General features: G+C 69.8%; 26 protein-coding genes, 1 tRNA gene and 4 pseudogenes. 20 read left to right on the top strand and 11 right to left on the bottom strand.

Features of this window, described 5'->3' with window-relative positions; translation table 11 throughout:
* Positions 1–238: 238 nt before the first annotated feature.
* On the bottom strand, positions 239–658 hold the full coding sequence (locus Scani_RS32785; RefSeq protein WP_159481364.1) for a hypothetical protein: 420 nt from the start codon (positions 656–658) through the stop codon (positions 239–241).
* Positions 659–860: 202 nt separating this feature from the next.
* Between Scani_RS32785 and Scani_RS32780 the strand changes: the two genes are divergently transcribed.
* From Scani_RS32780 to Scani_RS32755, 6 genes and pseudogenes are all read left to right on the top strand, one after another.
* Complete coding sequence (locus tag Scani_RS32780) at positions 861–1,661, top strand: YhjD/YihY/BrkB family envelope integrity protein (protein ID WP_159481363.1); 801 nt, start codon at positions 861–863, stop codon at positions 1,659–1,661.
* Between the two features lie 375 nt (positions 1,662–2,036).
* Complete coding sequence (locus Scani_RS32775; RefSeq protein WP_159481362.1) at positions 2,037–2,528, top strand: Asp23/Gls24 family envelope stress response protein; 492 nt, start codon at positions 2,037–2,039, stop codon at positions 2,526–2,528.
* A gap of 36 nt (positions 2,529–2,564) precedes the next feature.
* A complete protein-coding gene (locus Scani_RS32770) occupies positions 2,565–2,792 on the top strand; it encodes a hypothetical protein (protein WP_159481361.1) in 228 nt (75 codons plus the stop codon).
* A gap of 36 nt (positions 2,793–2,828) precedes the next feature.
* Positions 2,829–3,117, top strand: a pseudogene (locus Scani_RS41365) (flavoprotein); the annotation flags it as partial.
* A 213-nt stretch (positions 3,118–3,330) separates the two neighbouring features.
* Positions 3,331–4,305: a MerR family transcriptional regulator gene (locus tag Scani_RS32760; RefSeq protein ID WP_159482511.1), complete on the top strand. Its 975-nt coding sequence runs from the start codon at positions 3,331–3,333 to the stop codon at positions 4,303–4,305.
* 50 nt (positions 4,306–4,355) lie between these two features.
* Positions 4,356–5,271 (top strand): annotated as a pseudogene (locus Scani_RS32755) (IS982 family transposase).
* Positions 5,272–5,368: 97 nt separating this feature from the next.
* Here Scani_RS32755 and Scani_RS41360 read toward each other — a convergent pair.
* Positions 5,369–5,506, bottom strand: a pseudogene (locus Scani_RS41360) (glycosyltransferase); the annotation flags it as partial.
* Positions 5,507–5,819: 313 nt separating this feature from the next.
* Here Scani_RS41360 and Scani_RS32745 point away from each other — a divergent pair.
* A complete protein-coding gene (locus tag Scani_RS32745) occupies positions 5,820–6,746 on the top strand; it encodes a phosphotransferase family protein (RefSeq protein WP_159481359.1) in 927 nt (308 codons plus the stop codon).
* A gap of 8 nt (positions 6,747–6,754) precedes the next feature.
* Here Scani_RS32745 and Scani_RS32740 read toward each other — a convergent pair whose 3' ends face one another.
* Positions 6,755–8,110 carry an NsdA family TPR-like regulatory protein gene (locus Scani_RS32740; protein ID WP_503827402.1) on the bottom strand — a complete coding sequence of 452 codons (1,356 nt, stop codon included), beginning with the start codon at positions 8,108–8,110 and terminating at the stop codon, positions 6,755–6,757.
* 293 nt (positions 8,111–8,403) lie between these two features.
* Between Scani_RS32740 and Scani_RS32735 the strand changes: the two genes are divergently transcribed.
* The 5 genes and pseudogenes from Scani_RS32735 (at position 8,404) to Scani_RS32715 (ending at position 11,137) form a co-directional block, all read left to right on the top strand.
* Positions 8,404–8,955: a bifunctional DNA primase/polymerase gene (locus Scani_RS32735; RefSeq protein ID WP_344571104.1), complete on the top strand. Its 552-nt coding sequence runs from the start codon at positions 8,404–8,406 to the stop codon at positions 8,953–8,955.
* Positions 8,945–9,241, top strand: coding sequence for a hypothetical protein (locus Scani_RS32730; protein WP_159481357.1), 297 nt, complete (start codon positions 8,945–8,947; stop codon positions 9,239–9,241). The genes Scani_RS32735 and Scani_RS32730 overlap by 11 nt, the downstream gene beginning before the upstream one ends.
* Positions 9,242–9,496: 255 nt before the next feature.
* Positions 9,497–9,631: pseudogene (locus Scani_RS41355) on the top strand (site-specific integrase); the annotation flags it as partial.
* 412 nt (positions 9,632–10,043) lie between these two features.
* Positions 10,044–10,502, top strand: coding sequence for a hypothetical protein (locus Scani_RS32720; protein WP_159481356.1), 459 nt, complete (start codon positions 10,044–10,046; stop codon positions 10,500–10,502).
* 317 nt (positions 10,503–10,819) lie between these two features.
* Positions 10,820–11,137, top strand: a complete 318-nt coding sequence (locus Scani_RS32715; RefSeq protein WP_159481355.1) for a hypothetical protein — start codon at positions 10,820–10,822, stop codon at positions 11,135–11,137.
* Between the two features lie 457 nt (positions 11,138–11,594).
* On the opposite strand, the gene Scani_RS32710 is transcribed toward Scani_RS32715, so the two are convergent.
* The 4 genes from Scani_RS32710 to Scani_RS32695 form a co-directional block, all read right to left on the bottom strand.
* Positions 11,595–11,670, bottom strand: a tRNA-Arg gene (locus tag Scani_RS32710).
* 209 nt (positions 11,671–11,879) lie between these two features.
* On the bottom strand, positions 11,880–13,421 hold the full coding sequence (locus Scani_RS32705; RefSeq protein ID WP_159481354.1) for an FAD-dependent oxidoreductase: 1,542 nt from the start codon (positions 13,419–13,421) through the stop codon (positions 11,880–11,882).
* Positions 13,422–13,735: 314 nt separating this feature from the next.
* Positions 13,736–14,059, bottom strand: a complete 324-nt coding sequence (locus Scani_RS32700; RefSeq protein WP_159481353.1) for a hypothetical protein — start codon at positions 14,057–14,059, stop codon at positions 13,736–13,738.
* Entirely contained in the window at positions 14,056–14,256 is a 201-nt protein-coding gene (locus Scani_RS32695) for a hypothetical protein (protein ID WP_143128371.1), read from the bottom strand. Before Scani_RS32695 ends, Scani_RS32700 begins: the two co-directional genes overlap by 4 nt.
* 67 nt (positions 14,257–14,323) lie before the next feature.
* Here Scani_RS32695 and Scani_RS32690 point away from each other — a divergent pair, with 67 nt between their 5' ends.
* The gene (locus tag Scani_RS32690; protein ID WP_159481352.1) at positions 14,324–14,980 is read left to right on the top strand and encodes a TetR family transcriptional regulator; all 657 of its coding nucleotides are present in this window, start codon (positions 14,324–14,326) and stop codon (positions 14,978–14,980) included.
* A 360-nt stretch (positions 14,981–15,340) separates the two neighbouring features.
* Here Scani_RS32690 and Scani_RS32685 read toward each other — a convergent pair whose 3' ends face one another.
* Positions 15,341–16,588, bottom strand: coding sequence for a M6 family metalloprotease domain-containing protein (locus Scani_RS32685; RefSeq protein ID WP_159481351.1), 1,248 nt, complete (start codon positions 16,586–16,588; stop codon positions 15,341–15,343).
* A gap of 433 nt (positions 16,589–17,021) precedes the next feature.
* Here Scani_RS32685 and Scani_RS32680 point away from each other — a divergent pair, with 433 nt between their 5' ends.
* Complete coding sequence (locus Scani_RS32680; RefSeq protein WP_159481350.1) at positions 17,022–17,684, top strand: TetR/AcrR family transcriptional regulator; 663 nt, start codon at positions 17,022–17,024, stop codon at positions 17,682–17,684.
* Positions 17,685–17,850: 166 nt separating this feature from the next.
* A complete protein-coding gene (locus Scani_RS32675) occupies positions 17,851–19,374 on the top strand; it encodes an MFS transporter (RefSeq protein ID WP_159481349.1) in 1,524 nt (507 codons plus the stop codon).
* A gap of 247 nt (positions 19,375–19,621) precedes the next feature.
* Here Scani_RS32675 and Scani_RS32670 read toward each other — a convergent pair whose 3' ends face one another.
* Positions 19,622–20,119 carry a MarR family winged helix-turn-helix transcriptional regulator gene (locus tag Scani_RS32670; protein ID WP_159481348.1) on the bottom strand — a complete coding sequence of 166 codons (498 nt, stop codon included), beginning with the start codon at positions 20,117–20,119 and terminating at the stop codon, positions 19,622–19,624.
* Positions 20,120–20,274: 155 nt separating this feature from the next.
* Between Scani_RS32670 and Scani_RS32665 the strand changes: the two genes are divergently transcribed.
* Both Scani_RS32665 and Scani_RS32660 read left to right on the top strand, forming a co-directional pair.
* Positions 20,275–21,051 (top strand): DODA-type extradiol aromatic ring-opening family dioxygenase, encoded by a 777-nt coding sequence (locus Scani_RS32665; RefSeq protein WP_159481347.1) that lies wholly within the window; start codon positions 20,275–20,277, stop codon positions 21,049–21,051.
* Between the two features lie 392 nt (positions 21,052–21,443).
* A complete protein-coding gene (locus Scani_RS32660; RefSeq protein ID WP_246296471.1) occupies positions 21,444–21,932 on the top strand; it encodes a pyridoxamine 5'-phosphate oxidase family protein in 489 nt (162 codons plus the stop codon).
* A gap of 63 nt (positions 21,933–21,995) precedes the next feature.
* Here Scani_RS32660 and Scani_RS32655 read toward each other — a convergent pair whose 3' ends face one another.
* Positions 21,996–22,568 (bottom strand): hypothetical protein, encoded by a 573-nt coding sequence (locus Scani_RS32655; protein WP_159481345.1) that lies wholly within the window; start codon positions 22,566–22,568, stop codon positions 21,996–21,998.
* A gap of 277 nt (positions 22,569–22,845) precedes the next feature.
* A complete protein-coding gene (locus Scani_RS32650; RefSeq protein ID WP_159481344.1) occupies positions 22,846–23,412 on the bottom strand; it encodes a GNAT family N-acetyltransferase in 567 nt (188 codons plus the stop codon).
* A gap of 185 nt (positions 23,413–23,597) precedes the next feature.
* Between Scani_RS32650 and Scani_RS32645 the strand changes: the two genes are divergently transcribed.
* From Scani_RS32645 to pfkB, 3 genes are all read left to right on the top strand, one after another.
* Positions 23,598–24,599 carry a sigma-70 family RNA polymerase sigma factor gene (locus Scani_RS32645; RefSeq protein ID WP_159481343.1) on the top strand — a complete coding sequence of 334 codons (1,002 nt, stop codon included), beginning with the start codon at positions 23,598–23,600 and terminating at the stop codon, positions 24,597–24,599.
* A 333-nt stretch (positions 24,600–24,932) separates the two neighbouring features.
* A complete protein-coding gene (locus Scani_RS32640; RefSeq protein WP_159481342.1) occupies positions 24,933–25,712 on the top strand; it encodes a DeoR/GlpR family DNA-binding transcription regulator in 780 nt (259 codons plus the stop codon).
* Positions 25,709–26,656, top strand: coding sequence for a 1-phosphofructokinase (gene pfkB, locus Scani_RS32635; protein ID WP_159481341.1), 948 nt, complete (start codon positions 25,709–25,711; stop codon positions 26,654–26,656). Before Scani_RS32640 ends, pfkB begins: the two co-directional genes overlap by 4 nt.
* Positions 26,657–26,908 lie beyond the last annotated feature (252 nt).

Genomic DNA, 26,908 nt, shown 5'->3' with positions numbered 1-26,908 from the left:
ACCGCGATGCGGCTCGGCCATCCCCCATGCCCGCTCCCCGGCATCCAGGTGTGGGTTGCTGACCGCGGGTGGGGGACCAGCTGGACAGGGGGTTACTGCGTGAGATCGGTGAACCTGCGGACCATCCCGATCCGTTTCCTTGCACGACCAGATGGTCGGACCGCTCTCCTTCTCCTCGTCTCGCCGCACCTCGGCGCCTTCGGCGTGCTCGGCTCCGTCACGCACAAGCGGTGTGCGGTCACCCGGCGCTTTCGGACAGGAGGCCGGGTGCCGCCCAGGCCGAGAGGGCAACTTCTGGTGTCACGACTGGGACGGGCGTGCGAACGCTGCTGCCCCGGCCTACTGCGTCAGCCGTTCGGGCCCGTTCCCGGCATTTCTCCGCGTCGGCTCCGTTCTCCCGCGGTTTGCTGTCGTGGTGCGGGGGATCCGATGCTGATGTTCCCAGCCCGCTTGTGTACGCGGTCGCACCGTCGAGGAGATCGCTGAGGACAGGCGAGAAACGGGGCCCAGGATGCATCGCGACAAGCTCGGGATCTACCTGAATGACCACCTGACCGGTGCCACCTGCGGCGTCGGGCTTGCGCAGCGCATCGCCCACCAGCACCGCCACTCGGCGCGTAGCGCCGACCTGCAGCGCATCTGCGACGAGGTCGCTCATGACCGGCAGAGCCTGCTCGGCTGGATGAATCCCAGCTGCACAATCTGCTGGACCGGGCGCGGGGCCAGATCGACACGCTGGAGACACTGCGCCTCACGGCAGCGGCGCCGGTCTCCTCTCCCCCCCCGGGCGCGCAGCGTGACTCCTGACAGCCCGTGAGACTGCGGCGAGGTCGTCGACCGTGTAGTCGACAGGCACACCGATGAAGCCTTCCGATTCCGCGAACCGTCCCTCTCTGGTCGGGCGGCTGCGCCGGGTGATCCGGCATTCGCCGGTCGGGCGCGGATGGAGACGGGGCCGTGAGCTGGAGCTGGGGTCGCGGTCACTGGGCTTCGCGGCGCTCGGGTTCCTCACGCTGGTGCCGCTGCTGATCGTTGTCTCCGCTGCTGATCCGACACACGGGCGGGGGTTCGCGCAGTGGCTGGGGGACGGGATCGGCGTGTCGACGACGTCCAGGGAGCAAATCGGGCAGCTGTTCACCCGGCCCGGCCAGGCCGCACGGACCACGACCGCGTTCGGCGTTGCCACCCTTGCTGTCTTCGGTCTGTCCTTGGGGTCGGCGGTGCAGACCGGCTACGAGAGGGTCTGGGAGCTCTCGCCGGCGCGCTGGTATGCCCGGTGGCGGCATGTGCTGTGGCTCGTCGTACTCGTCGGGTACCTCTTCATGTCCGCCACCACCACGCTGTGGCGACAGTCTTTGACTCTCACGTCGGCCGCACTGCTGAGCGCTGTTCTGTTCTTCTGGTGGTCGCAGCGGATGCTGCTCGGTGGGCGGGTCGGCTGGGGCGCCCTGCTGCCCGGTGCGGTGGCTACGGTGACCGGGCTGATCGGTCTCCGGGTCTTCTCCCGGCTCGTCTTCTCGCCGTTGATCGCGTCCAGCGCCGTCACCTACGGCGCCATCGGAACCGTCCTGGTCGTCCAGTCCTGGCTGGTCGGTGTGGGCGTGGTGGTGTTCGGCGGCGCGCTGGTCGGCCGACTGGTGCTTCAGCGCCGACACCGTTGAAAAGACCGGCCAGACGGATGCGCGCCGCGCCCAGCCGGCCCCCGGATACCGAAGGCCGCGCGGCTCAGCACCTGGCACGCCGGGTGTTCGGTGATCCAGGCCATGTCCTCGGGCCCGCCAAGAGGCAGTAACCGGCCAGGAGCGAGCTGCTGTCAGCGCAGCCGGCATCCCTGCCCAGCCGCCACCGACCTCATCTACCGCCGCGCTTCCTCAGACGCCTGCGCCCAGGCTGCCCGGTACCGCCGCTTGCGCCCTCGTCCGGCAGCCCGATCCCACACGGGCCGCATCGCGGAGGCGAACAAAGCAAAGGGTATTTAAAATGAATTGAATGGCGAGGTAAGTCGAGTATGCCCTCTTAGGAAGGATTTATCGATCATGAGCGATGCTGGAGGGCAGAATCGGCCCGCGACCTCCGACAGGGAGTCCATGGGCGAGGGTGCAACGAGGGATGCGGGCGGAAAGCGTGGCGCCCCGGGCTCCCGTGGCCGGACCACCATCGAGGACGTCGTGGTCATGAAGATCGCGGGGATCGCGGCCCGTGAGGTGATCGGGGTGCATGCGCTGGGCAGCGGATTTTCCCGCTCCATGGGGGCCGTGCGGGAACGGGTGCCCGGAGCCGGCAGCGGCAAATCCGTCACACGTGGGGTCAAGGTCGAGGTCGGCGAGGTGCAGACGGCCATCGATCTGGAGCTCGTCGTCGACTACGGCGTCGCGATCGCCGAGGTCGCGAGTGTCGTGCGGGAGAACGTGATCTCCGCAGTGGAGCGGATGACGAGCCTGGACGTCGTGGAAGTCAACATCGCGGTGAGCGATGTGAGGCTGCCCGACGAGGAGGACGAAGAGGAAGAGGAACAGCGCGTCCAGTAGCCCCGCAGGCGGGGCAGCTGAGCGAAGGAGTGCATGATGAGTAGGGCTATGGCCGGGTTGATTGCGGGAATGGCTTTGGGCTTCGCCGGGTTTTTCGGCGGCTTCGGAGCTTTCCTGCTCGTGGCGGCGCTGGGCGTCGTCGGACTCATGGTCGGGCAGCTCATGGACGGTGACCTGGGCCCTGGCTCCTTGTTCCGCCCCCGCGACGACCAGCAACGGATCCGAGAGGACCGCCGACGGGTCCATGAACAGTGGCTGCGGTGACCGGTGACGCCGGCCGACGCCCACGGGGTGGGCGCGGTCTCGGTCCTCTCGGAACTGAGCCTCAGCCTTGACGAGCGCCTGGAGGCTCCGGTGGGGCTGACACCGCTGACCGACCCGAACGTCCACTCCTGCGGCACCGTCTATCCCACGGAGCCAAGGAGTTCTCGCACCCTGAGCGGGACGTGTACGTCGTCGGCATGAAGGGCTACGGCCGCGCCCCGACCTGCCTGGTCATGGCCGACTACGAGCGGTCTGGTCCATCGCCGCCGCCCTCGCCGGGGACCATGAGGCTGCGGAGCGCGTGGAGTCGACCGTGCTACACACCTAGATGATTGAGTCCAAGGGCTCGTAGCCATAGGCCGCCAGCGAGCATGTCGCTGCCATCGCTCGCCAAGCGCGTGCAAGGCGTGCCCGTCATCCTGGCGGTCAGCGGAGAGCACGCGACGCATGCTTCAGCAACTCGGAGGACGTCTCGGTCGGGGCCCGGCTGGGGAATAGCCTTGAGTCTCCAGTGACTGGAGACAGCAGAGTGGGGGACATGGACGTTACGACCCTCTACTCGATCGGGGAGCTTTCCCGGCGGACCGGCTTGCCCGTGAGGACTATCCGGTTCTACTCCGATTCGGGGGTGGTAGCGCCGACCACCCGAAGTCCCGCCGGCTATCGGCTCTACGACCTCGACGCACTGCTTCGTCTGGAACTCCTCCGCACACTGCGCGAGCTGGGCATGGACCTGGCCACGATTCAACGGGTACTGGACCGCGAGCTCTCGGTGGCGGAAGTCGCCGCGGCGCACGCCGACGCCATGGACGTCCAGATCCGGGTGCTGCAACTGCGTCGGAGCGTTCTGCGAGTCGTGGCCAGACGCGGGTCCAGTCCCGAGGAGACCAAGCTCATGCACAGGCTCACGCAATTGTCCGGCGAGGAACGCCGACGTTTGATCGACGATTTCATGGATGGCACCTTCGGCACAGTGGATGCCGACCCGGCCGCGGTGGCCATGGTTCGCGCTGCCACTCCCGACCTCCCCGATGATCCGTCCAGCGAGCAGGTCGCCGCGTGGGTGGAACTCGCCGAGCTGGTCGGCGACGAGGACTTCCGGGCCCGGATGCGCCGGACGGCCAGGTGCCAGGCCGCCGGGCGCACGCTCGACATCGAGAGCGAGGTCGGCGAGGAATTGATGGAGTTCACCCGTCAGAAGGTGGCCGAGGCCATGGAGTCGGGCATCGACCCGCTCAGTGACAGGGGCGCACCCGTCATCGACGACCTCGTGCACCGCTTCGCCGAGGTGTTCGCGCGCACCCCTGACACGGAATTCCGGGACTGGATGGCCCAGCAGTTCAAAGAGGCGCACGATCCCCGGGTGGACCGATACTGGCGGCTGGTGTGGATCGTCAACGGCTGGCAGGTAGTACCGAACCTGATCCCGGTGTACCCCTGGCTCATCCAGGCCCTGCGAAATGACCGTGACGCACAGTCACCGCAGTGGGCACCGCCCCGGATCCCTGAATGAGTCCAAGGGATCGCCTGCGGACATGAGACGAGGGCGTCCAACGTCGATGTGTGACTAACGACCTGGACACCCTTGCAACGGCACTCTATGCCCGGATCGACGACGAGTTGAAGGCTTCGCCGTGGCTGGCGCCGTGGCGGCCTGCCGTCGGAATCACGCCCACGCTCAGTGACGCCGAGCTGATCACGCTCGCGGTCATGTCGGCGCTGCTCGGATACACCTCCGAGCGGCGCTGGCTACGCCGCGTCGGGCGGGACTTCGGCCACCTGTTTCCCTACGTGCCCCAGCAGTCCGGCTACAACAAGCGGCTGCGCGCCGCGTTCTCACTGCTCACCAGCATGATCCGGATCGTGGCCCGCGATACCTCACTGTGGAGCGACCATGTGTGGCTGGTCGACTCCACACCGGTCGGCTGCGGTTGCTCCCGCGAGACGGTCAAACGCTCGGACCTGGCAGGCTGGGCCCAGTACGGCTACTGCGCATCACACTCGCGATACTTCTGGGGGCTGCGTCTGCACCTGGTGTGCACACTCGGCGGACTGCCGGTCCTGTTCGCACTCACCGGGGCCAAGGCGGACGAGCGCGAAACGCTGCGCGACATGCTCGATACCGCGCCAGACGTCCTCGCCGTTCACCCCGGGCAGACGATCATCGGGGACAAGAACTACTTCGGCCGCGAGTTCGAGCACGGCCTTGCCGAGCGTCACCTGAAGTTCTGCGGCCCGCCCGCAAGGGGGAAGCCGAGCCGGCCGGGTCACACCTGTTCAAGCCGCTGCGGCAGGTCATCGAGTCGATCAATCAGACCTTCAAGGGGCAGCTCAACCTGGAACGACACGGCGGCAAGAGCCCGGCAGGGGCGTCAGCCCGGGTCTTGTGCCGGATCCTCGCACTCACAGCGGCGATCTGGCACAACGACCAGACTGGACAGCGCCCATCAAGCGGTCACTCACTGCCTACGATCACTGACCGCAACGACACCCCTTGGACTCATTCGTCTAGATAGGGTTTGGGCGGCCCGGGGAGCGGATAGCGTGCGGCGGTCGCGTAGCCAGTCTGTAGTGCACGGGTTGGTTGAGCTGGGCAGCCCGCAGGCTTGGGCCGCCAATGCCACCCGGCCCATGGCCTCCCGGATGGTGGACGGCATGACCAGCACGTCGTGCTCGGTGAACGCTTTCCACAGCTGTGGACGGCGGAGCCAGCCCGAGATTTGGCCCGCTCTGGCTGCCTTGCCCTCTACAGCCTCACGCAAAAGGCTCCGGACGAGACGTCCGAGGCCGAGTAGGACCCGTCCCCGGGGGAGAAACCCCAGGTCAGAGTGGTAATGCGTGGTGCCCCCGGCAGGATTCGAACCTGCGACACCCGCTTTAGGAGGGTGCGCCGGTGATCACGGTGCTGACCTGGGGAGGGCCCAGCCTGCCGGATCATCAAGCCGACTGTCCTCCAAAGTCCGCCGCTGTCCGACCGTGCCCCTGCCATCTGGCACGGATCTGGCACGGCCCGGTACGGTCGATCGCATGATCTCGGACCCCGGAACGAGTCCAGACGCACCGCGGGATTTCACGGCAGAGGGCGTGGAAGCCGTACTCCGCGAGGCGTGCGAAGAGGCCCGGATCGATGCGTCCGGGGCAGAGCTGCTGCGACTCGGCTCGAACGCCGTTTACCGGCTGCCGTCCGCTCCGGTGATCGTCCGCATCGCCCGTGATCCAAATGCGGCGATGGAGATGGAACGGGCCGTTCAAGTCGCCCGCTGGCTTGAGTCGCAGGATTACCCGGCAACGAGAGTGCTGCCAGGCGTGCGTCAGCCACTGTCGGCCGGCGGCAGGGTCGTCACGTTCTGGAAGAGCGCCCAGGACCGCGAGGAGTACGCGACGGTGACCGAGCTGGCAGATCTGCTGCGGCGGCTGCACTGGCTTGAGGAGCCGGAGTCGTTGCGTCTGCCGTACTTCGATCCGTTCGCCAAGGTGTGGTCCTCGTTCGAGGCACTCGATGGCGTCTCGGCAGAAGACATGGCGTTCCTGGAGCAGCGGGCCCGCCGACTGGGCAAGGAGTACGACCGGCTGGACTTCGTGCTGCCGTACGGCCTGATCCACGGCGACGCCAACATCGGCAATGTGCTGCGGGACCGCAGCGGCCGGGCCATCATGATCGACCTGGACGGCTTCTGCCTGGCACCGCGGGAGTGGGATCTGATCCTCACGGCGATCTACTACGACCGTTTCGGCTGGCATGGCCGGAGTGATTACGAGGGCTTCGTCCATCACTACGGATTCGACATCATGAACTGGCCCGGCTACTCGGTGCTGGCCGATGTCCGTGAGCTGATGATGGTGCTGTGGATGGGCCAGCAGGTCGGCAGCAGCGAGAAGTCTGCTACCGAGTTCAGCCGCCGCATGCATGCGCTCCGTACCGGGGGCAGCCGCCGGGACTGGAGCCCCTTCTGACCTGGCGGCTACGAAGCCGTCAGCGCTTGCCCGCTTGCGATCCACAAACGGTGTTCCGCGGCCTGCTCGTGGAACTCGCGGAGGGCGGCGGTAGGCCCTGAGCCCGCAAGGTGCTGGCGGAACTCGGCAAGGTAGGCGACGCATCGAGCGGACCTGAGCTGTTCCCCGAGATCAAGGGCGTCCAGGGCGACGTCGCAAGCTTCCTCGGCATCGCCGGCGTGGAGGTGGGCGTCGGCCAGGACCATGGTGGCGAAGAAGTCGCTGCGGACGTGGCTGCCGCTCATGGCGTTTTCCGCGTGGGAGACGGCTTGGCGAGCGCTGCGCACGTCGCGGAAACAGTGGGCGGCCTCCGCCGCCAGTTCGGCAGCGTCGAAGTAGGTGATCCACTCGGGCTCGTCATCCGTATTGCAACTCTCCAGCGCCTTGGCGGCTGCGGCGAGTGCACTTTCGCACGCGTGCCGGTCACCGGTGCGCGCCAGCGCCCGAGCCTCCATCGCGTGGAACTGCGCACGCAGGGTCGGAGTGGCGACAGCGGAGATACCCATCAGGGCCGCGCGAGCGAGGGTGGCGCCGTGGGTGAACTGGCCCAGAAACGTGGCCTGGTGGCTCATCGCGGACAGGATGCTGCCGGCCAGGCGTCGATCGTTGCCATCTTGGGCGAGCCTGAGAGCCTGGAGAAAGTAACGCTGTGCCAGTCCGTGCTGACAAGCGTCGTATGTCATCCAACCTGCCAGCAGGGTGGCTTCGGCGACGGTCGAAAACAGGGCGCGCCCAACCGACTCGGTGTACCGGCCGGAGAGCAGCGGCGCTACGTCCCGGCTGAGGTACTGGATCACGGACTGGCGAGCATGGTCTCCGCCGAACCGGTCATCGAGCTGGGCAAACATGTCGCAGGTCGACTTGATCACCGCGACGTCGGCGAGGCCCACACGCGGCCCTTGATCGCCCGTCGCCTTGGGGAATGCTGCCTCCGGAGCAACAAGCCACCGTAACGACGCTTCGCTCCACGCGGGCTCGGACGCCTGGGCCTGAAGCAGGGGGTCATAGCCGTTCAGATCCGCCCGCCAGAGGCGGTCCACGTTCGCAATGGCAGCGTCGGGGCTGGCGGGGTAGCCGGCGTCCAGGAGGGCGGAGTCCTGGCCGGTGAGGTGGCCCAGCCCCAGTTCAGCAGAGGACATCCCCAGGGTTTCGCACACCACCGGGCCGTAGAACTCATCCGGAGCGCTGTGGCCGTTCTCCCAACTGGCGATTCGCCGCTTCACGCTCGCGTCGGCCGGAAGCGACTGGCCGTGTCGAGTGGCGACTTGGCGTAGTTCATGGACCAGCCGGGCCTGACTCCAACCGCGGCTCTTCCGGGCGCGCAGCAGGAGAGGACCGAACGACGTCGGCGTCGATACCGTGGTGATCGCCTCCCCGGACGGCGTGGGCGATGCCCGTTCCTTCCCCTGAATCTAGGGACCTGACACGCGCCGCGTGGCGACTCCGGTGGATTGCCCGCGGTTCAGACCCTGATGGGGGATGACGCGATCGTGCAATACCCGTCATCCCCCGTCACCTCTCGTCATCTGCCCAGCTCAGGGCCTCACGCAGGAGTCTGGTTGCACCGCGGCAGACGAGCCGCCGCAGTTGCCGAGCGAGGTGGGATGACGTGCAGAGGATGACGAGGCGAGGCATTCAGTGGCTGTCCGCTGTCGCTGACGATCCAGCGATGTGCCGGGCTCATTGGGCGGATGACCCCAGGCGCCCGTGCACGCTGCCGACCGGGCGCCTCTTCGATGTGGTGGTCACGAGCCAGCGCTTGGGCATGGAGACCTTCGACCAGCTGGTACGCCGCGAAATGCCGCTCGGCCCGGTCATGATGGACCGTCGCGCAAAGCAGATCGGGTTTCTTCTGTCGTCCAAGTCGCGGGCGCGCTTCGCGCGTCTCGTGTCCCTGGAGACGGCCACCCCACCCGAGTACCGCTATCTCGACGCCGGCTTCTTCGTCGTCGTACCCGGGCCGATGCCGATGGCCGATGACCGCCACCAGTGGCTACGCGCGCCCATTCGCCGCCCCGAGGCATCCCCGCTGCGCACGGCATCGCTGGCGGTGATGTTCACGGCCGCGTCGGCTTTGATCGAACGAGCAGACCGCTACGGCGAGCAGTACCCGACCCCCGAAGCGGAACGGCCCAAGGGGCTTGAGTGGGTGAGCGACCGTGCCCAGTGAGGAACCTCCCGAGGACGCCGCCCGCTGGTCACCGCTGGAGACAGACGAGTGGTACGCAGCCCGCAACGCCACCACCGCGTTGCGGGATGTACTGACCGCAGCCGGCATGGCACGCGACTTCCCCTACCTCCGTGCCGACCTGAACGCCTTCGGCCACGGCCTCATCGAACTCGGCCGAGTCTCACCGGAGACGGCGGAGCGCCTGGCAGAGCTGCTGCGGCGCGCGTTGCTGTGCTCCCGTGGTTCCGAAGAGGCAGGCGACTCGTGCACTCGCAAGACGGACTGACCAAGAGCAAGGAGAAGGTGGAGGACGTGACCGACCCGCGTCGTGTAGCCGCCAAACGAGCCGAGAACCTTTCGCCGGCAATGCCGTACGTACGCGGTTGGGCCGAAGCCAAGCGCGGTGCTGACGCGCTGGCCGAACAACTCCACAGCGCTGGCCTGGGGACGGACTTCCTCGGCCTGAGGGCTGACGTGACGGTCTTCGGCGATGGCTTGGTGTGTCTCGGGCCCATCCAGCCTGAGACTGGGGAGGCGCTGGCGCGCCTACTGGGAAATGCTGGGGCACAGCCAGATCAGCATCACGATGGACGTGTACACCCACGTCGTGCACGACACGCAGCGAGAGGCGATCAGTCACATGGACCGGCTGCTCAAGCGGCGCATGCCTCTTTAACTGGTCACCCGTGCCGGTGCGGCAAGGCACAGCCGCCCCCGCTGTCACGGCGGGGGCGGCTGTGTCATCGCCACCGAGGGGCCCCTTCCGTACGGAGGATCGGCCCCTATCTGTCGTCCAACCCTGTCAGTAATCACCATTGGATCTGATTGGATTCGCGCCGTCCCGAACCCCCGGATTGCCCGGGTTCATTGGACGCGTCGACCGTCTGTCGGCAAACGATCGTTTGCCGACAGGCGCGAAGCGGTCTGAGTGCCTGCTTCTGAACCATGCCTCAGCAAGCGATGCACCGTACCTGCGGGAGAGTGCCGTGCCATCGGCGTATGGAGGCGCGGGCTTGGTGAGGTGGTGCGCTCTGAAGGTCGGCTTCTGTGGATGTGAGCAACTCGCTCCGAGAGAAAGAAGGCAGACCATGGCGGCTTCGTCTCTATCGACCAGCGCCGGGATCATCAAAACGGACCTGGTCTACGACCCCGCCCGCTGGCAAACCACCAGCAGCGGCCAGCAGGACCTGCCGGGCGCGACGATCAACCTGCTGGTGGGCGGCTCCGCATCGCCGTCCTGGGGGGCCATCTTCGTGGCCACGTTCTCCGCCGAGACTCTGGTGCAGGCCACCGGCAACAACGGCGTCCTCGGACTGGACATCCTCTTCAACGGCCAGCAGTCGCATCCGGTCAGCGGCAACCATCGCTTCGACAACGCCAACGATCAGGGCGAGTGGTCCTCCAGGACGACCACGCGCGTGTTCGAGGTCCCGGCGCAGATGACCCAGTCCACCTTTACCGCGAAGGTCGTGGTCGACCCGAGCGCCACCATCACCACAGCGGGCCTTCAGAACTGGGTCCTCAGGATCGACCGGTACTCCGTCTGACCTTCCCCTCCGTTTGGGGGGCGGTCGCTGTGACCGTTCCCCAAACGCGTACGCAAAAGTTTTCATTTCGGGCCGATGGCCTCTGACCTGCTCGTGCAGGGTTCAGAAACAGGCACTGGTTCAGTCCGCCGTCCCGAAGATTGACGGTTTTTCCGGCCGGAGGGTGCGCCGCCACTCATTCGGATGAGCCAGCACCGGTCGGACGGGCGGAAAGACGCCTGCCGACCGATGATCAACAGTGCCACCTGATGTCGGCACGCCTGGCTGACGTCACCGCCTGACGGCGGACCAAGGACAAGAACGCGAAGGAGAACGCCGTGCAGGTCCAAGACCTCCAGCCCGACCCCGACAAGATCGTCCGCATCGTCACCAAGCGCGGGCACGTCGGCACCGGGGTGCAGTACCTCGACGGAATCGTCCGCGAGGTCACGTCCGCGAACGCCGACGAGAACCTGTACGCCGTCAAGCTGTACAGCCCGACGTACAACCGTGAGTCCACGGAGTACGCCTACGGCACCGACGAGGTGACCGAGGCCACCCGGACGGCAGCGCCCGCGAACACTGAGCGGTCGTACGAGGATCGCTGGCGGGCATTCGACCGGGAAGGCTTCAACCTGCCCCCGGAGAACAAGTAGCCGCTCACAGGTCATTTTCTCCCTGCCTGGCCGCCGCCCGGGGCCGCGTCCGCGCTCGTCCTCCTCCATGCGTGACAACACCGACCACGCGCGCTTCGCGGTCGGCTACGCCGAGCCTGGGTCTGGTTGGGCCTGGCGGAGGCCGAGGACGTCGTACTGCTCACCCCGAGCAAAGAGGTCCGCGCTCTCGCCGTCCACCTACGGGCCGAGATCGAGGGCACCGCGTAGCCGCCGATCAACGTGCTTACTCCTCGGCCTCGTCGTCGTCCAGCTCCGGCGCGTCCGGGTCGCGCAGCGGTCGCAGGGCGCCGGCGGCCGGGACCCTGCGCGGAGGCGCACGCGTGGTCCGGGTGGCGGACGATGTGTTCTTGCGGAAGATCCGGATGTGCTCCGGGCATCGGCCGAGGGGACTGCCGTCAAAAGGCCCCGGACCATGATCGGTCCGGGGCCTTTTGCCTGGTGCCCCCGGCAGGATTCGAACCTGCGACACCCGCTTTAGGAGAGCGGTGCTCTATCCCCTGAGCTACGGAGGCGGGGCTTGCGCAGGGTGGGGACGAATGCTTTTGGTGATGATTCATCCTGTTCCCGGCAAGAGCGGACCGCCGCGAGCGGCGGTTCCAGACAGGGTAGCGGATGGGACTGGGGTGTGGTGGGCGCCTCGGCTCGTTCATGATCGTGAGTGTGGTCGGTGGTTGCTGTTGTGGTCGGCCGCTGCCTGTAGCTGTTCTGACTGGCAGGAAGGTCAGCCGGCGTCTTGGGAGGGTCGGCGCAACGGTGGGGTCGTGGGTGCGGGAGGGGCGGGGCGCAGGAGGACCAGGCGGGCGATGCCCGGGGCGAACAGGGCGGTGAAGGGGGACGAGAGGCTGAGTACGGAGCGGAAGGCAGCGGCGACGACGGGCTCGGTGGCGTACTGCTCCTGAACTCGCTTGAGGTACCAGTTGGCGGGGCGCTGCGTCAGCCGTGTCCGCGTCATGGTCCTGTCGCCGACTGCTCCCGGCATCGATTTGTCGGCCCCGGCCGAGATCTCCCATGCCTGCCGCGAGGCGTTCAGGAGCGCCCGCTGGACGCGCAGGGTCGTCGGTGTGCGGCGGGGGTCCGCCAGGGCGTCGCGCAGGGCCACGGCACTCATGGCGGCGACGGCCATGCCCTGCCCGTAGATCGGGTTGAAGGTGCACAGCGCGTCACCGACGGCGAGGAACCCGGCAGGGCGCCGGCCCGGGCGGTCGTAGCGGCGCCGGACGTTGGCGGTGTTGCGGAAGCCGTGGACGGGGGAGAGCGGTTCGGCGTCCGACAGCCAGTCGTGGATGAAGGGGTGCGGCAGGCGCGTTGCGGCGTACCGGGTGAACCCCTCCTCGTCGGTGGGCGGTTCGTCGCCGCGCAGCCCGAAGAGGATGGCCAGGTGGCGCCCCCCTTCCACAGGAAGGATGCCTCCGCCGCTGGGGCGAGCCGGGGTGGGGAAGACGTAGTAGGCCGATGCGTCGGTGCGCCGCGCGTCCTCCCGGCCCGCCACGTCGTCGGGCGTGAGCTCGCCGTGGGGATGGCGGTAGACGCGGGAGGCGTAGGCGAGCCCGGTGTCGAGCCGCTCTTCCCGGGCGGGATCCGCCCCGATTCCGGTCAGCCAGCGCGCGGCGTGCGAGCCGCGCCCGGACGCGTCGACGACCAGGTCCGCGGGCAGTTCGCGCCGAGTGCCGTGGCCGCGCTCGCGCAGCACCACACCTCGGACCCGCGCGGCATCCCCCGTCAAGCCGACGACGTCGGTGGCTTCGACGGCACGGATCGCGGGGTCGGCGAACACCCGCTCCCGCACCAGCTGCTCCAGCTGGGCACGCGAGCCGGTGAACATGGTCTGGGTGGCGGGAAGCCGTGCGAACCAGCGGTCCTGCCACTGGACCATGTCCGCGGGCAACCCCACGCGAGGCGAGCCCGCGGCCTTCAATTGGTCGGTGAAGCCGGGTAAGAGACTGTCCAACGCCTGCTGGCCGCTCTCCAGAAGGATGTGGGGGTGCCGGCCCTGCGGCACGCCGGGGCGGTCGTGCCCCTCCGCCGGGAAGCGGTCGCGCTCGACAAGCGTGACCTCCTTCGCGTGGCGCGCAAGGATGTGGGCGCACAGCAGGCCGGCCAGGCCACCCCCGATCACCACCGCATGACGCGCGTGCGCCCCCGCCCCGGCCCCGGCCCCCGAAGCGGTCTTCGGGCTTGGCTGCTTCGCCGCGTCTGCCGTGTCCCCCGCGTCCCTCGCATCCGCCACATCCGCCGCATCCGCCGCGTCCGTGTCGTCGGCCATGTGCCTGCCCCTCTCCTCGTCCGGCATCGCGCTCGGCTCCGTAGTGGCGGGCCGATGGCCTGCCTCCGGCAGCTTGCGCCGACATCAGGGGGATACACCGATTCCGGCGGTTCCATGCGCTATCGCCGGGGGCGGGTGGGGGCACGCGCACCCGACCTCGACGGTGGGCAGGGGCAGGGGCAGGGGCAGGGGCAGGGGCAAGCGGCAGGGCGCGGCGATGCAGATGCCGATGGCGGTGGTCGGGGTGCGACCACCGCCATCGGCAGCGTGTCGGCCGTGGGGCCGGTTTTCGCGGCCTCGGCCACGGGGTGGTGTCAGCCGCCGATGTGCCAGCTGATGGTGCCGTCCGTGGTGGTGAGGAGGGCCAGGAGGAGGAGGTCGGCGGTGCCGAGGGCGAGGCCCAGGAGGGCGCGGCCGCGGCGGGTGGTGCCGCGGGCCAGGGACAGGCCGCCGAGGATCAGGGCACAGGGGCCGAGAACGATGTTGAGGACCAGGGTGCCGAGCAGGCCGAGGATGAAGGAGGCCACGGCCATGCCGTCCGCGTGGGAGCGGAGGCGGGAGGTGGGCCGGTGGGGGGCCTGGGGCTCGGGGGCCGGTGCGGGCGAGGTCGTCCGGGCGGCTTCGCTGAGCGTGGTCATCGGGAGGTCACCTCGGCGTGGTGGCGGCGTTCGCGGAGGAAGAAGACGAGCAGCCAGCCGGCGATGACGGCGGCCGCGACGAGGGTGACGGGGACGGGGAGATGTGCCGCGGTGCCCAGCATGATCCCCATCAGGAGGAGGGCTGCGACGAGGAAGAGCATGATCTTCCTTTCCGATTCCAGAGGACAGTTGTTCACTCAGTTCCTTCAGTCTACGACTGCCCACGGGTGGAGTAGTTCAGAGAACGGTTGTTTACTGGATGACATGAGTCACAGTCACAGCCTTGGAGTCCGGCAGGCCCAGAAACAGAAGACCCGTCAGGCGTTGCTCGACGCGGCGCTCGGCCTGCTGGAGGAGCAGAGTCTGAGCAGCCTGGGGTTGCGGGAGGTGACGCGGATGGTGGGGATCGCCCCGACCGCGTTCTACCGGCACTTCCGGGACATGGGGGAACTGGGCGTCGCGCTCGTCGAGGAGGCGCTGGGCAGCCTGCATGTGATGGTGCGGGCGATCCTCGCCGAGCAGGACGGGGCCGAGGAGCGGATCGACCGTACGGTCGCGGTCGTCGAGCAGCACGTGCGGCGCTATCCGCTGCACATCAGATTTGTGGCGCGCGAACGGCACGGCGGTGTACGGGCCGTGCGGCAGGCCATCGCGGATGAGCTGGACCGGTTCGCGGAGGAGGTCGCGGCGGCGCTCAAGTCCCAGCCGGTGTCGGAGGGCTGGCGCGATGACGATGTGCGGATGCTGGCGGAGCTGTACGTGGACCGGCTGGTGACGACGGCCGCGGCGCTGCTCGACGCCGAGGCGGACGGGGACGAGGGGGCGGCCGAGCAGGTGGTGCGGGTGGCGCGCAGGCAGCTGCGGCTGATCAGCATCGGGCGGCGGCACTGGCGGGAGGAGGGCGACCCGGAGCTCGACTGACGCCGGGTGGTGCCCGCTGACGCCGGGGGGCGCGCCCGTGCCGCGGGGCGCTCGTACACGGCTCCCGTCCGCGCCGGGCGGGTGCCGGGGGCGCTCGTACGCGATGCCCGCCCTGGCCGGGTGCGCGCTGGTGTCCTCCGTACGGATGCCCGCCCTTAGGGCGTGTCCGCAAAGTCCCGCCTGGCTCGCGGCGCTCCCCCAGCTACCGCTGGGAGGTGCCCCCAGGCACGCACGCTCGCTGCGTTGTCGGGATCGTCCACGTAGGCCCACTGCGAGGACGACCCTCCGCCTTGCGAGCGCACGCACCAGACGCCGCGAGCCACGCCCTCCGGGCAGACGACGGGACTTTGCGGACACGCCCTAGTCGCGGGCAGGTGTCACCCGTACGCGATAGGTGCCGTCCGGGTTCTCCGTCAGGACGGTGACGGCGGCCCCGCTGCGGCGGTCCGTGTAGGTGTCGCCGGGGAGGAAGGTGGCGTCGGTGAGTTCCGGGTCGACGTATTTGTTGTCCCGGTAGCAGCCGCCGCTGTGGGGTGTGGCGTCCACGATGCGGAGCGGGCCGCGGCCCGAGGGGACGTCGGTGGCGACGCGGTAGACGAGGATCCCGGGGCGGCAGACGGCGGGGTCGAGCGGGCTGCGGGTGCGGGCCTCGACGACCAGGGCGGTGCGGGACGAGGTCGGGACGACGACGATCTTGGTGCCGCCGGGCGTGGAGATCGGGGTGAGGGTGTGTTCGCCGGGCGTCCCGTGGCGTGGGGCGCAGTGCACCTGATCGGCGGACAGCCAGCCGAGCTTCCACTTGTGCCAGCCGACGAAGTCGTTGCTCGGCCCCCAGTCCTCGTCCATCGGGTCCCAGTGCCCCACCGCGGGCGGGGCGTCGCGGTTGTCGGTGTAGTAGAGGTCGGGCAGGCCGAAGCTGTGGGCGTTCTCGTGGTTGAGGACACGGAAGGCGCTCACCCCGGTCTGCCGGCTCCAGATGAAGGACGCATTCCGGAACGGCACCCCGTCGGAGGTCTTCAGCCCCATGTCGCCGCCGCTGAAGGTGACCGACAGGACCGTACGGGTCGCGGGCGGGCCCGCGTTGGGGGTGGCGATGACGTTGATGACGTCGTAGTCGCGGAAGTCGACGACCGGGTCGACGGCGCGGACGAGCTCCCGGGAGAGGGCGTGATAGCCGTCGTCGGAGGCCGGGTCGAAGTTGGCGCCCCGCCCGATGCCGTACGCCTCGAGCGGGCGGGACATGTGGATCCACCGGAACAGCGGCATGGGGTGGTAGGTCAGCCTGCCGTACGAGCTGGTGCGGAAGTAGTCCGTCGCGGCCGGGAAGAATTCGGCGAAGCGGGCGCGGGGGGACAGGGTGGCGGGGGCGTCCGGGAAGTCGATGAAGAGGGTGAGCGCCCTGACGGTGCCGGACGAGCGGGCGTAGCCGGCCGGGGTGTAGGCGGATTCGGCGACGTCGTCGCTGATGCCGCGCAGCGCGCACGGGCCGCTCGGTGAGCTCCCGGGCGCGGTAGGTATGGCGACGGCACTGGGCGGTGAGCCCAGTGCTATCGCCGCGGCCACGATGGCCGCGCCTGCGGCCAGGGCCGCGGATACCTTGTGCTTCATATCGATCACCTTGTGTGGACAGGGGATCGCTCGCGCGCGGGGTTACGTCAACCGGAGGCATGGCAGGGCCGGATGGGTCGGTCCGGTGTCGGCCCGGCCGCCGCCGGTCCGTCGGGGAGCGGACGCCCGACGCGAGGTGGTGAGTGTGGCTCAGGTCACAAGGGGGCGTGAAATATCCGGGGAGGCTCTCCCCGTTTAACCAGACGTCTGGAGGAAGCGGGGAGTGGTTCCCCGCTTCGCACCCGGCTGGTCCGGCCGGTCCGTGTCGGTGTGTGCCGGTCCGCCCGGCTCCCGGTCGGTCGCCCGGCCCTTCGCTCGTCGGCCGGGGTCGGCCCGGTCGTTCGCCGGTTCACCCGACCGGGCGGGCGGGGCGCGGGTCGCCCGGGAATCCAGGCCGTCGAGAAGTGCCGAGAGTGGAGGGGAGTGAGCTGCCGTGACCGCCGTTACCGCATGCGCGAAGACCGAGGGGAAGGGGCAGCAGCCCCGTCTGCGGGCCGATGCGCTGCGCAACCGGGAGCGGATCGTTGCCGCCGCCCGCGAGACGATGGTCGAGTTCGGGCCCGAGGTGCCGCTCGATGAAATCGCTCGACGTGCGGGTGTCGGCAATGCGACGCTCTATCGTCACTTCGCGGATCGCCCGGAGTTGATCCACCACGTCACGCTCGCCGTCATGTCCCGTACCGCGGACCGCGCGGAGAGTGCCCTTGCGGAGGAGTCCGATGCTTTTCAAGCGCTGAGGCGCTTTGTCCACGCCGCGGTGGAGGAGCGGATCGGGGCCCTGTGCCCGTTGCTCTCCGACGGCGTCGACCGCGACCACCCCGATCTGGTCGCGGCGCGCGACCGCCTGGAGGCGGCCGTCGAGGCCGTGATGGGTGCCGCGCGCGCCAGCGGCCAGCTGCGCACCGACATCGCCGTCGGTGATCTGATGGTCGCGCTCACGCAGCTCACCCGGCCGCTGCCGGGCAGCAGCTGTACGAACTTCGATCAGTTCGTGCACCGTCATCTGCAGCTGTTCCTGGACGGCCTGCAGGCGCCGGCCCGTTCCGAACTTCCCGGAGTCGCGGCCACCTTGGACGACCTGAGGCGCCGCTCGTAGACCACCGGGCCGCGCCGCGGCGGCCCGTCGCCCAGCAGTCGTCCCGCCCGTACCGCCAGTCCTGCTCGTCCCGCACGCCGTATTTCGTCTTTCACGTCCGTTCTTCGCCCGTCACGTCCCGTTCTTCGCTCTTGTTCGCTCACTGCACCACTAGGTGGATCCCGCCATGCCTGAAACATCCACACACGTCGATCCCCGGCGCTGGAAAGCGCTGATATTCATCGCTCTCGCCCAGCTGATGGTCGTTCTCGACGCGACCATCGTGAACATCGCGCTGCCCTCCGCCCAGCAGGATCTCGGTATCACCGACGCCAACCGGCAGTGGGTGATCACCGCCTACGCACTGGCCTTCGGCGGTCTGCTGCTCTTCGGCGGCCGCGTCGCCGACCTGTGGGGACGTAAGCGGACCTTCGTCATCGGACTGACCGGATTCGCGGTCGCCTCCGCGCTCGGCGGGGCCGCGGCCAACCAGGAGATGCTGCTGGGCGCGCGTGCGCTCCAGGGCGTCTTCGGCGCGCTGCTGGCGCCGGCCGCGCTGTCGCTGCTGGCCGTGACCTTCACCGAGGCCAAGGAGCGCGCCAAGGCGTTCGGCATCTTCGGTGCGATCGCCGGCGGCGGCGGCGCCGTGGGACTGATCCTCGGCGGTGTGCTGACCGAGTACATGAACTGGCGCTGGACCTTCTTCGTCAACATCCCGTTCGCCGTGGTGGCCGCGACCGGCGCCTTCCTGGTCATCCGGGAGCCCGCGGGCAGCCGCAACACCTCCCGGCTGGACGTCCCCGGCGTCATCCTGGCCACGCTCGGCCTGGTCTCGCTGGTCTACGGGTTCACCCGGGCCGAGTCCGACGGCTGGCTGGCCGGTCCGACCCTCGGCCTGTTCGCCGCTGCGGTCGTCCTGCTGCTGGCGTTCGTGCTGGTCGAGTCCAAGGTGAAGGCCCCGCTGCTGCCGCTGCGGGTGGTCGCGGAGCGGAACCGGGCCGGCATCTACGCGTCGCTGGGTCTGGCCGTGATCGGCATGTTCGGTCTCTTCCTCTTCCTGACCTACTACCTGCAGATCGTGAAGGGCTACACGCCGGTCACGACCGGTCTGGCCTTCCTGCCGATGATCGTCGGCATGATCACCGGATCGACGCAGATCGGTGCCCGGCTGATGACCAGGGTCCGCCCGCGGCTGCTGATGGCGCCGGGCTTCACGGTCGCCGCGCTCGGCATGCTCGTGCTGACCCAGATCGACCTCGACACGTCCTACCCGGCGCTGATCCTGCCCGGCTTCCTGCTGATGGGGCTCGGCATGGGTACGGCGTTCATGCCGGCCATGTCGCTGGCCACGCACGGGGTGCAGCCGCGGGACGCCGGTGTCGCCTCCGCGATGGTCAACACCTCGCAGCAGGTGGGCGGTGCGATCGGTACGGCGCTGCTGAACACCATCGCGGCCAGTGCCACCAGCGCGTACGCCACGTCGCATGCGGCCGGTGCGCGCTCGCTGGATCTGCTCAAGCTCCAGGCGATGGTGCACGGCTACACCACCGCCATCTGGTGGGCGGTCGGCATCCTGGCCCTGGCGGGCGTGATCGCCTTCACCTTCATCAACACCGGGCGGCCGGGGGGCGTTCGGCAGGTGGCCTCGTCGGAGGACGGCGAGGGTGCGGCCCACGAGGACGAGGTGCACGTCCCGGTGATGGCGCACTGATCATGCGGGGGCGGGGTGGCCGCACGGGCCCACGGGCCGGTGTCACCTCGCGGCCGCCGCCTCCCCCGCGCTCTTACCGCATTCCTACCTGATTCATGGGTGCGCCCGGCTCGTAGGGGGCGCCCGCCCCGTGGGGTGCGCCGGGCTCATGGGTGCGCCGGGCCGTTTCCGGCCCGGCGTCTCTGTGCACAGCCGCGCAGCCCCGCTCGCTCCACCGGCGCCGGCCTCTTCCGGTTCCGCTGCTTCGTCAGCGGAGCCAGGGGAGGTCGGCGCCTTTCGGCTGCAGCCCTTCCACCATCACCTGGCAGATCTCGGCCAGTTGACCCACCTGCTCCGGGGAGAGCCGGTCGAAGATCGCGGCGCGTACGGCGGTGACATGGCCGGGGGCGGTCTTCTCCAGGACCCGCATGCCCTCGTCCGTGAGATGGGCGTTCTGGCCCCGCTTGTCGGACGCGCAGTTCTCGCGCCGCACCCAGCCGTTCTTCTCCAGACGCGCGATCGCATGGGAGAGCCGGGAGCGGGTGATCTTGGCGTTCTGGGCCAGCTCGGTCATCCGCATCCGGCGCCGCGGTGCACGGGAGAGCTGGACGAGCAGCCCGTAGTAGACATGCGGCATACCGGCGTCCCGCTGCAGCTGACGGTCGAGGTGATCCTCCAGGAGCGTGGTGGCGTGGAGGTAGCACTGCCAGGCGAATTGCTCCTCGTCGCTGAGCCAGCGCGGCTCTGCTGCGGGTTCGTTGCTCATACCATCCACTCTCTCACCACCCGGAGAGTTATTTAAGTTTGAACAACGCCGAGCTATGCTGAGGGTTCGACGCTTGAAACTTCAAGCATTGTGGTGTGTGGCGGTCGATCGTCACGCGCACCGACTACTGCCAAGTGTGACGCCGTGGGGGTGTGATGTCCGTGATACCGGTGCTCTATCTCAGCCATGGGGCCCCGCCGCTCGCCGACGACCCGTGGTGGCCGGGGCAGCTCGCCGCCTGGTCGGCCGAGCTGCCGCGCCCCCGGGCCGTACTGATGGTCTCCGCGCACTGGGAGGAGGCGCCGCTCGCGCTCGGTGCCACCCGCACCGTGCCGCTGGTCCACGACTTCTGGGGTTTTCCGGAGCGCTACTACCAGGTGTGCTACCCGGCGCCCGGGGCGCCGCGGCTGGCCGAGCGGATACGCGGGACGCTGCGCACGGCGGGCCTGCCCGTAGTGGACATCCCCGAGCGGGGGCTCGACCACGGCGCCTACGTCCCGCTCGTGGAGATGTTCCCGGACGCCGACGTCCCCGTGCTCCAGATGTCCCTGCCGACCCTCGATCCGCGCCGGCTCCACGAGATCGGGCGCAAGCTCGCGCCGTTGCGCGAGGAGGGCGTGCTGATCATCGGCAGCGGGTTCTTCACGCACAATCTGGCCGCGCTGCGGCACGCCGACGGCGGTACGCCGGCGTGGTCGGCGGAGTTCGACGACTGGGGGCGCCGGGCCCTGGAGGCCCAGGACCTCGACGCCCTCTTCGACTTCGCGCACAAGGCGCCGGCCGGCCGGCTGGCCCATCCCCGTACCGAGCACTTCGCCCCGCTGTTCGTGACCCTGGGGGCCGCGGACGCCTATGGGCAGTTGGACGCCGGGCGCAGTGTGATCGACGGGTTCTGGATGGGGCTGGCGAAGCGGTCGGTGCAGTTCGGGTGAGGGAGCGGGGGGGGGAGCGGTCGGTGCGGTGCGGCCGAGGAGCCGGCGAGCGGGCGGCGCGGTACCCGGCTCGGATCGCCCAGCGCCGCATGCCAGTTGGCGCCGGTGATACGGGCGCGGGCGCTCGGTGCGTCCTCCGGTTCGGCCGTGTAGGCGTCGAGCTAGAGGGCGGGGCGGCACGGGTAGCGGGCTTCCGGCCTACCTTGCCGCCGGTCTTCCGGCCTGCCTCGCCGGGCTGTTGAGGCGGCGGTCCTCCCGCATCCGCGTCCCTGTCGGCCTCATACCGGACAGAAGGTGTCAGGTATGGGCGGGAGAGTGCCGTCATGACGAGTGAGCGCACAGGTGACGGCGGCGCCGGCAGTGGCGACGGGGGCGAGGCGGTCGGCTGGTCGATGGTCGAGGCGGTGGTGCCGGAGTTCGCCGGGCGGGTGCGGGAGCGGTTCGCCGCGTACCGCCACCACGTCCTGGCGAGCCTCCGCAAGGACGGTGCGCCGCGGCTCACCGGCCTGGAGGCGGACTTCCGTCACGGGGAACTGTGGCTGGGCATGATGGTGGGCTCGCGCAAGGCGTCCGACCTGCGGCGCGACCCCCGCTTCTCGCTGCATGCCAATCCGGGGCCGGGCGCCGATCTGTCCCACGGTGACGTACGGGTGTCCGGGCGGGCCGTGGAGGTGACGGACCCCGCGACGGTCGCGCGCTATGCGGCGGCGGCCGGGCCGCCGGAGCCGTTCCACCTCTTCCGGGCGGAGCTGACGGAGGCGGTGCGCACGTATACCGAGGACGCGTGCGTGGTGCTGGAGAGCTGGGCACCGGGGCGGCCGCTGCGCACCATCCGGCGGAGGTCCGACGATCCGGCGCTCCGGGTGGAGTGGGAGCGGTAGCGCGGCCGCCCCCCTGGGCGCCGACCGTCTCCGTGGCCGACGGGCGCCCCCTGCGCGGTCGCCTCAGTGGGTGGCCACGGGGAGGCCGTGGCTCCCCTGGTGCCGAGGCTTGTGGGGGCGGTGTCTGCCGTGCGGCTCGCGGACGCGGTGGGTGCGGAAGACGTAGAGGGAGACGACGAACATGATCGCGCCCATGGCGAGGCCGAAGGTGGACGACTTGAGGATCGATTCCCCGCCGAGGCTGTACACCCAGCCCATCGAGCAGCCGAAGAGCGCGCCGTAGGCGAGCGCCCGGGTCTCGGTGAGCATGGACGACTGGAAGTGAGCCACCAGCAGTCCCAGCGCGCCGGAGACCACGGCCGCGGCGAGCCCGTACAGCATGGCCGGGCCGCCCTTGGTGCCGTCGGTGTGGGTGCGGAAGATGGTGAAGCAGCCGAAGGCGAGGGCCGTGATGATCGGCAGGGACACCGTCGCCGGAAGGTGCTTGGCGCGGTCCGCCAGGCCGGCCCTTCCGGCCGGTAGCGAGGCCCCCTGCGGGTCACGGGACCGGGCGTCCGCCGTGGCGCCGTGTTCCCCGTCGACGGTGCCGTGCGAGCGGGCGGCTCTCGCGCCGTGCCGCTGAGCGTGCTGGTCCATGACGGGCTCCTCTCGATCGTCCCGCTGTCCCGCTGCCCCTCCTGTCCAGGCGACACCAGGGCGCCGTCCGCGGCAACCGGAACGCCGGGTGACGGCGGCGGGGCGGTCGCGGGCGGGGGGCGGGGCGGGGGTGGACGAGCCGGGGCGGAGACGTGGCGACGTCGTGGGACGTTTCGCGGGGGCATCGTGGGAAAGCCGGTGGGGGAGCCGTGGGAAGCCGCGGCACAGCCGGTGGGAAGGTGGTGGAAGAGCCGATGGAACCTGATGGGGAGCCGCTTCAGCCCAGATCCTTCTGGTACCAGGCCACGTCCCAGTAGCGGCCGAACTTGCGGCCCACCTCGGTGTACGTACCGATGGGGCGGAAGCCGAAGCGGCTGTGCAGACGTGTGGAGGCCTCGTTCGGCTGGGTGATCCCGGCGTAGGCGCGGTGGACGTCCTCGTCGGCCAGCGCCCGGAAGAGGGACGTGTAGAGCAGCGTGCCGATGCCGCGGCCGGCGGCGTGCGGGGCGCAGTAGACGGTGACCTCGACGGAGGGGGCGTAGGCGGCCTTGGGGCGGAACGCGCTGCTGGTCGCGTAGCCGAGCAGGGCACCTCCGGGGTGGTCCGGCACCGGCCCGTTGTGCGGGTTTTTCGTCCGGTCTGTTGCCTCCTGGGCAACCAGAAGACGGTGCGGGCCGTCTTGGGGGTGGGAGAGCAACCACGGGCGGCGCTGGTCCGGAGTGAAGGGCTCCAGGTCGAAGGTGATGCACGTCTCACGGATGTAGTGGTTGTAAAGATCCGTAAGGGCCGGAAGGTCGGCTTCCGTGCCCGCCCTGACCTGCACTTCCCCCTGCTCACGCAGCATGTGACCTCCCTATGTGGGGGCGCAGGGTACTGCATGATCAGAAAAATAGCGGGGCGGCGTGGGAATTCTGTCCGGATTCCAGCCGTTGTTTCCTTCGGACGGGTCAGTCGGTGAGCATCGGCTTCGATGCCCTTTCCGGCCCGCCCATCGTCCCGCGACCGACTCATCGCAAAGGGAGCACACGCATGGCAACCCGTGCCGTCGCCCGACGTCAGGAAAGCAGCAGCGGTTCTGGCGGGGCCCACAGTGTTCGCGCCGTAGGCGGGGAGATCGCCGACCGCGACCTGGTCGGCATGTACCTCGACGAAATCGCGCGCACGCCACTGCTCGACGCCGCCAAGGAGGTCGAGCTGTCCCAGACCATCGAGGCGGGCGTCTACGCCCAGCAGATCCTGGACGGCGAGGTCACCGACGGCAATGCCGCGGGCGCCGGGCGCGAGGAACTCGAGGCGCTGGTCGAGGAGAGCGCGAAGGCCAAGGACGTCTTCATCCGTTCCAACCTCCGCCTGGTGGTGGCGGTCGCCCGCCGCTACCCGCGCGCCGGGCTGCCCCTGCTGGACCTGATCCAGGAGGGCAACGCCGGTCTGGTGCGTGCCGTGGAGAAGTTCGACTACGCCAAGGGCTTCAAGTTCTCGACGTACGCGACGTGGTGGATCCGTCAGGCCATCACCCGCTCCATCGCCGACCAGTCGCGCACCATCCGGCTGCCCGTGCACCTCGTGGAGGAGCTGGGCCGGATCCGCCGGGTGCAGCGCGAGTTCAACCGCGAGAACGGCCGTGACCCGGAGCCGGCGGAGGTCGCCGGCGAGCTGGGCTCCACGCCCGCCCGTGTCACCGACGTGCTCGACTGGGCGCGCGACCCGGTCAGCCTCAACATGTCGGTGGACGACGACGGCGACACCCAGTTCGGCGATCTGCTGGAGGACACCTCCGCGGCCTCGCCCGAGCAGTCCGTGCTCTCGCTGCTGCGCAGCGAGGAGCTGGAGGATCTGATCGACCGCCTCGACCACCGCACCGCCTCGATCATCAAGGCGCGATACGGCATCGATGACGGCCGTGAGCGCACGCTGACCGAGGTCGGCAAGCAGCACGGGCTGACCCGTGAGCGGATCCGGCAGATCGAGAAGCATGCCCTGCTGGAGCTGAAGCGGATGGCGCGTGACACGGGATTCGACGCGGCCGCTTGACGGGTGCGCGCTCCGGCGCGCGCCCACCTCGATGGCAAGACCTCTGTCCGTAGCGGACGAGCCCCGGTGCCCTGGGTGGCGTCGGGGCTCTTTTGTGTCCGCGGGGGCCGGGTCTGAGGGCCGGACCTGTACGGACGAGTCCGCAGGGGCCGGTCCGCCGGGCCGAGGAGTCCGCCGGAGCCCGTGACGGCGGCGCCTCGACGAGGGCTCCGCGACGCCGTCGCATGTCCGTTTGAGTCCGGCCGAAGTCCATTTACGTTTACTTCGTGGATTTCCCGGCGTAGCATCAGGGTGAAACCACAGGTTCGGGCATGAGAACGGACACAGACGCAGATGTATGCACCGGAACGCCAGCAGGAGATTCTGCGGCTCGCCCGCGAGGGCGGGCGGGTCGATGTGCTCTCCCTGGCGGAGGAGTTCCAGGTCACCGCCGAGACCGTACGGCGCGATCTGAAGGCGCTGGACCGGGCCGGACTGGTGCGCCGGGTGCACGGCGGGGCCATCCCGGCCGGGCGGCTGGACTTCGAGCCCGACCTCGCCGAGCGGGACGCCGTCGCCGCCGACGAGAAGCAGCGCATCGCGCGGGCCGCACTCGCCGAGCTCCCCGGCGGTGAAGGCGGCTCCGGCTCCGGGAGCGTCATCCTGGACGCCGGTACGACCGCGGTCCGGCTCGCCGCCGAGATCCCGCTGGAGGCCGAGCTGACCGTCGTCACCCACGGCCTGCCGGTCGCCGCACGGCTGGCCGACCACCCCGGGCTCACCCTCCACCTCGTGGGCGGCCGGATCCGGCGCCGTACCCGGGCCGCGGTCGACGACTGGGCGCTGCGCGCCTACCGCGAGCTCAACGCCGATGTGCTGTTCCTCGCCACCAACGGCTTCTCGCTCGACGGCGGCCTGACCACCCCCGACCTCGCGGAGGCCGCCGTCAAGCGGGCGCTGATCGCCGCCGCCCGCCGGGTCGTCCTCCTCGCCGACTCCGCCAAGTTCGGGCAGCAGCACTTCGCCCGCTTCGGCGAGCTGTCGGATGTGGACCTGCTCATCACCGACACCGGCCTGAGCCCCGACGACGCCCTCGCCATCGAGCGCGCGGGCACGGAAGTAGTTCGCGCATGATCCTCACCGTCACCCCCAACCCCAGCCTGGACCGGACGTACGAGATCCCGGCGCTGGACCGCGGGGCCGTGCTCCGGGCCACCGCCGACCGGGTCGACCCCGGCGGCAAGGGCGTCAACGTCTCGCGGGCGGTCGCCGCCGCCGGACACCGCACCCTGGCCGTACTGCCCCTGGGCGGTCCGGCGGGCGCGGCGCTGGGCGGGCTGCTGGGCGCCGAGGGGATCGAGGTGGTGGCGGTGACGGTGGCCGGCCAGACCCGTTCCAACATCTCGGTGGCGGAACCCGACGGCACCCTGACGAAGATCAATGCGACCGGGCCCGAGCTGACCGCCGACGAGTCGGAGACGCTGCTCGCCACGGTCGGCGAGCGTTCCGTGGGGGCCGACTGGATCGCCTGCTGCGGCAGCCTGCCGCGCGGCCTGGAACCCGAGTGGTACGCGGAGCTGGTGGCCCGCGCCCACCGCGCCGGCGCCCGGATCGCCCTGGACACCTCGGGCCCGTCGCTGACCGCGGCGCTGCGCGAACGCCCCGACATCGTCAAGCCGAACGCCGAGGAGCTGTCGCAGGCCGTCGGCCGCCCGCTCGCGACGCTCGGCGACGCGGTCAAGGCCGCCGAGGAGCTGCGCGCGGGGGGAGCCCGCGCCGTACTGGCCTCACTGGGGGCGGACGGCCAGCTCCTGGTCGACGAGGACGGGGCCTACTTCGGCAGCGCCCCGGCCGTCTCCGTGCGCAGCAATGTCGGTGCGGGCGACGCCTCCCTCGCGGGCTTCCTCACCGCGGGAGGCACGGGGCCGATGGCCCTGGCCGCCGCCCTGGCCCATGGCGCTGCCGCCGTCCAGCTGCCCGGCAGCCAGATGCCGGCACCGGCCGATCTGGAGCCGTCGGCGGTCACGACCACCGACGCGGTGCCGCTCAACCGCGTCCTGACGGAGCCGGTGTCATGAGCGCCGCGCAGCGGTCCGGTGGGGCGACGGCCGTTCGCGGCCGGGCGACGGCCTTTGACGGTCGCCCCACTGCCGTTCACGGAGCCGGTGTTCCGGGCCCCTGCCGCGAGCCCGGCCCGTCCGCCGCCGTGGCCTCCCGGGCCCCTGCGGCCTCCCGGTCCGCCCCGGCCTCCTGGGCCCCCGCGGCCCCTCGACCCCTCCCAACGGCCCCCGCTGGGAGGCGCTCCAGCCACCCCCCGTTCCGTCCCCACC

This window comes from Streptomyces caniferus (assembly GCF_009811555.1).
Classification (GTDB): Bacteria; Actinomycetota; Actinomycetes; order Streptomycetales; family Streptomycetaceae; genus Streptomyces; species Streptomyces caniferus.
Note: the sequence above shows the minus strand (reverse complement) of the source record. Positions and strands in the feature narration are given on the sequence as shown.

Bases quoted from the DNA above. Each gene is read 5' to 3' on its own strand.
- pfkB (WP_159481341.1), top strand. From the start codon at position 25,709: ATGATCCTCACCGTCACCCCCAACCCCAGCCTGGACCGGACGTACGAG.
- Scani_RS32720 (WP_159481356.1), top strand. From the start codon at position 10,044: ATGGCGGCTTCGTCTCTATCGACCAGCGCCGGGATCATCAAAACGGAC.
- Scani_RS32780 (WP_159481363.1), top strand. From the start codon at position 861: ATGAAGCCTTCCGATTCCGCGAACCGTCCCTCTCTGGTCGGGCGGCTG.
- Scani_RS32760 (WP_159482511.1), top strand. From the start codon at position 3,331: ATGGACGTTACGACCCTCTACTCGATCGGGGAGCTTTCCCGGCGGACC.
- Scani_RS32670 (WP_159481348.1), bottom strand. From the start codon at position 20,119: ATGAGCAACGAACCCGCAGCAGAGCCGCGCTGGCTCAGCGACGAGGAG.
- Scani_RS32675 (WP_159481349.1), top strand. From the start codon at position 17,851: ATGCCTGAAACATCCACACACGTCGATCCCCGGCGCTGGAAAGCGCTG.
- Scani_RS32735 (WP_344571104.1), top strand. From the start codon at position 8,404: ATGACGAGGCGAGGCATTCAGTGGCTGTCCGCTGTCGCTGACGATCCA.
- Scani_RS32775 (WP_159481362.1), top strand. From the start codon at position 2,037: ATGAGCGATGCTGGAGGGCAGAATCGGCCCGCGACCTCCGACAGGGAG.
- Scani_RS32650 (WP_159481344.1), bottom strand. From the start codon at position 23,412: ATGCTGCGTGAGCAGGGGGAAGTGCAGGTCAGGGCGGGCACGGAAGCC.
- Scani_RS32705 (WP_159481354.1), bottom strand. From the start codon at position 13,421: ATGGCCGACGACACGGACGCGGCGGATGCGGCGGATGTGGCGGATGCG.
- Scani_RS32770 (WP_159481361.1), top strand. From the start codon at position 2,565: ATGAGTAGGGCTATGGCCGGGTTGATTGCGGGAATGGCTTTGGGCTTC.
- Scani_RS32745 (WP_159481359.1), top strand. From the start codon at position 5,820: ATGATCTCGGACCCCGGAACGAGTCCAGACGCACCGCGGGATTTCACG.
- Scani_RS32685 (WP_159481351.1), bottom strand. From the start codon at position 16,588: ATGAAGCACAAGGTATCCGCGGCCCTGGCCGCAGGCGCGGCCATCGTG.
- Scani_RS32665 (WP_159481347.1), top strand. From the start codon at position 20,275: ATGTCCGTGATACCGGTGCTCTATCTCAGCCATGGGGCCCCGCCGCTC.
- Scani_RS32785 (WP_159481364.1), bottom strand. From the start codon at position 658: ATGAGCGACCTCGTCGCAGATGCGCTGCAGGTCGGCGCTACGCGCCGA.
- Scani_RS32655 (WP_159481345.1), bottom strand. From the start codon at position 22,568: ATGGACCAGCACGCTCAGCGGCACGGCGCGAGAGCCGCCCGCTCGCAC.
- Scani_RS32690 (WP_159481352.1), top strand. From the start codon at position 14,324: ATGAGTCACAGTCACAGCCTTGGAGTCCGGCAGGCCCAGAAACAGAAG.
- Scani_RS32640 (WP_159481342.1), top strand. From the start codon at position 24,933: ATGTATGCACCGGAACGCCAGCAGGAGATTCTGCGGCTCGCCCGCGAG.
- Scani_RS32660 (WP_246296471.1), top strand. From the start codon at position 21,444: ATGGTCGAGGCGGTGGTGCCGGAGTTCGCCGGGCGGGTGCGGGAGCGG.
- Scani_RS32645 (WP_159481343.1), top strand. From the start codon at position 23,598: ATGGCAACCCGTGCCGTCGCCCGACGTCAGGAAAGCAGCAGCGGTTCT.
- Scani_RS32700 (WP_159481353.1), bottom strand. From the start codon at position 14,059: ATGACCACGCTCAGCGAAGCCGCCCGGACGACCTCGCCCGCACCGGCC.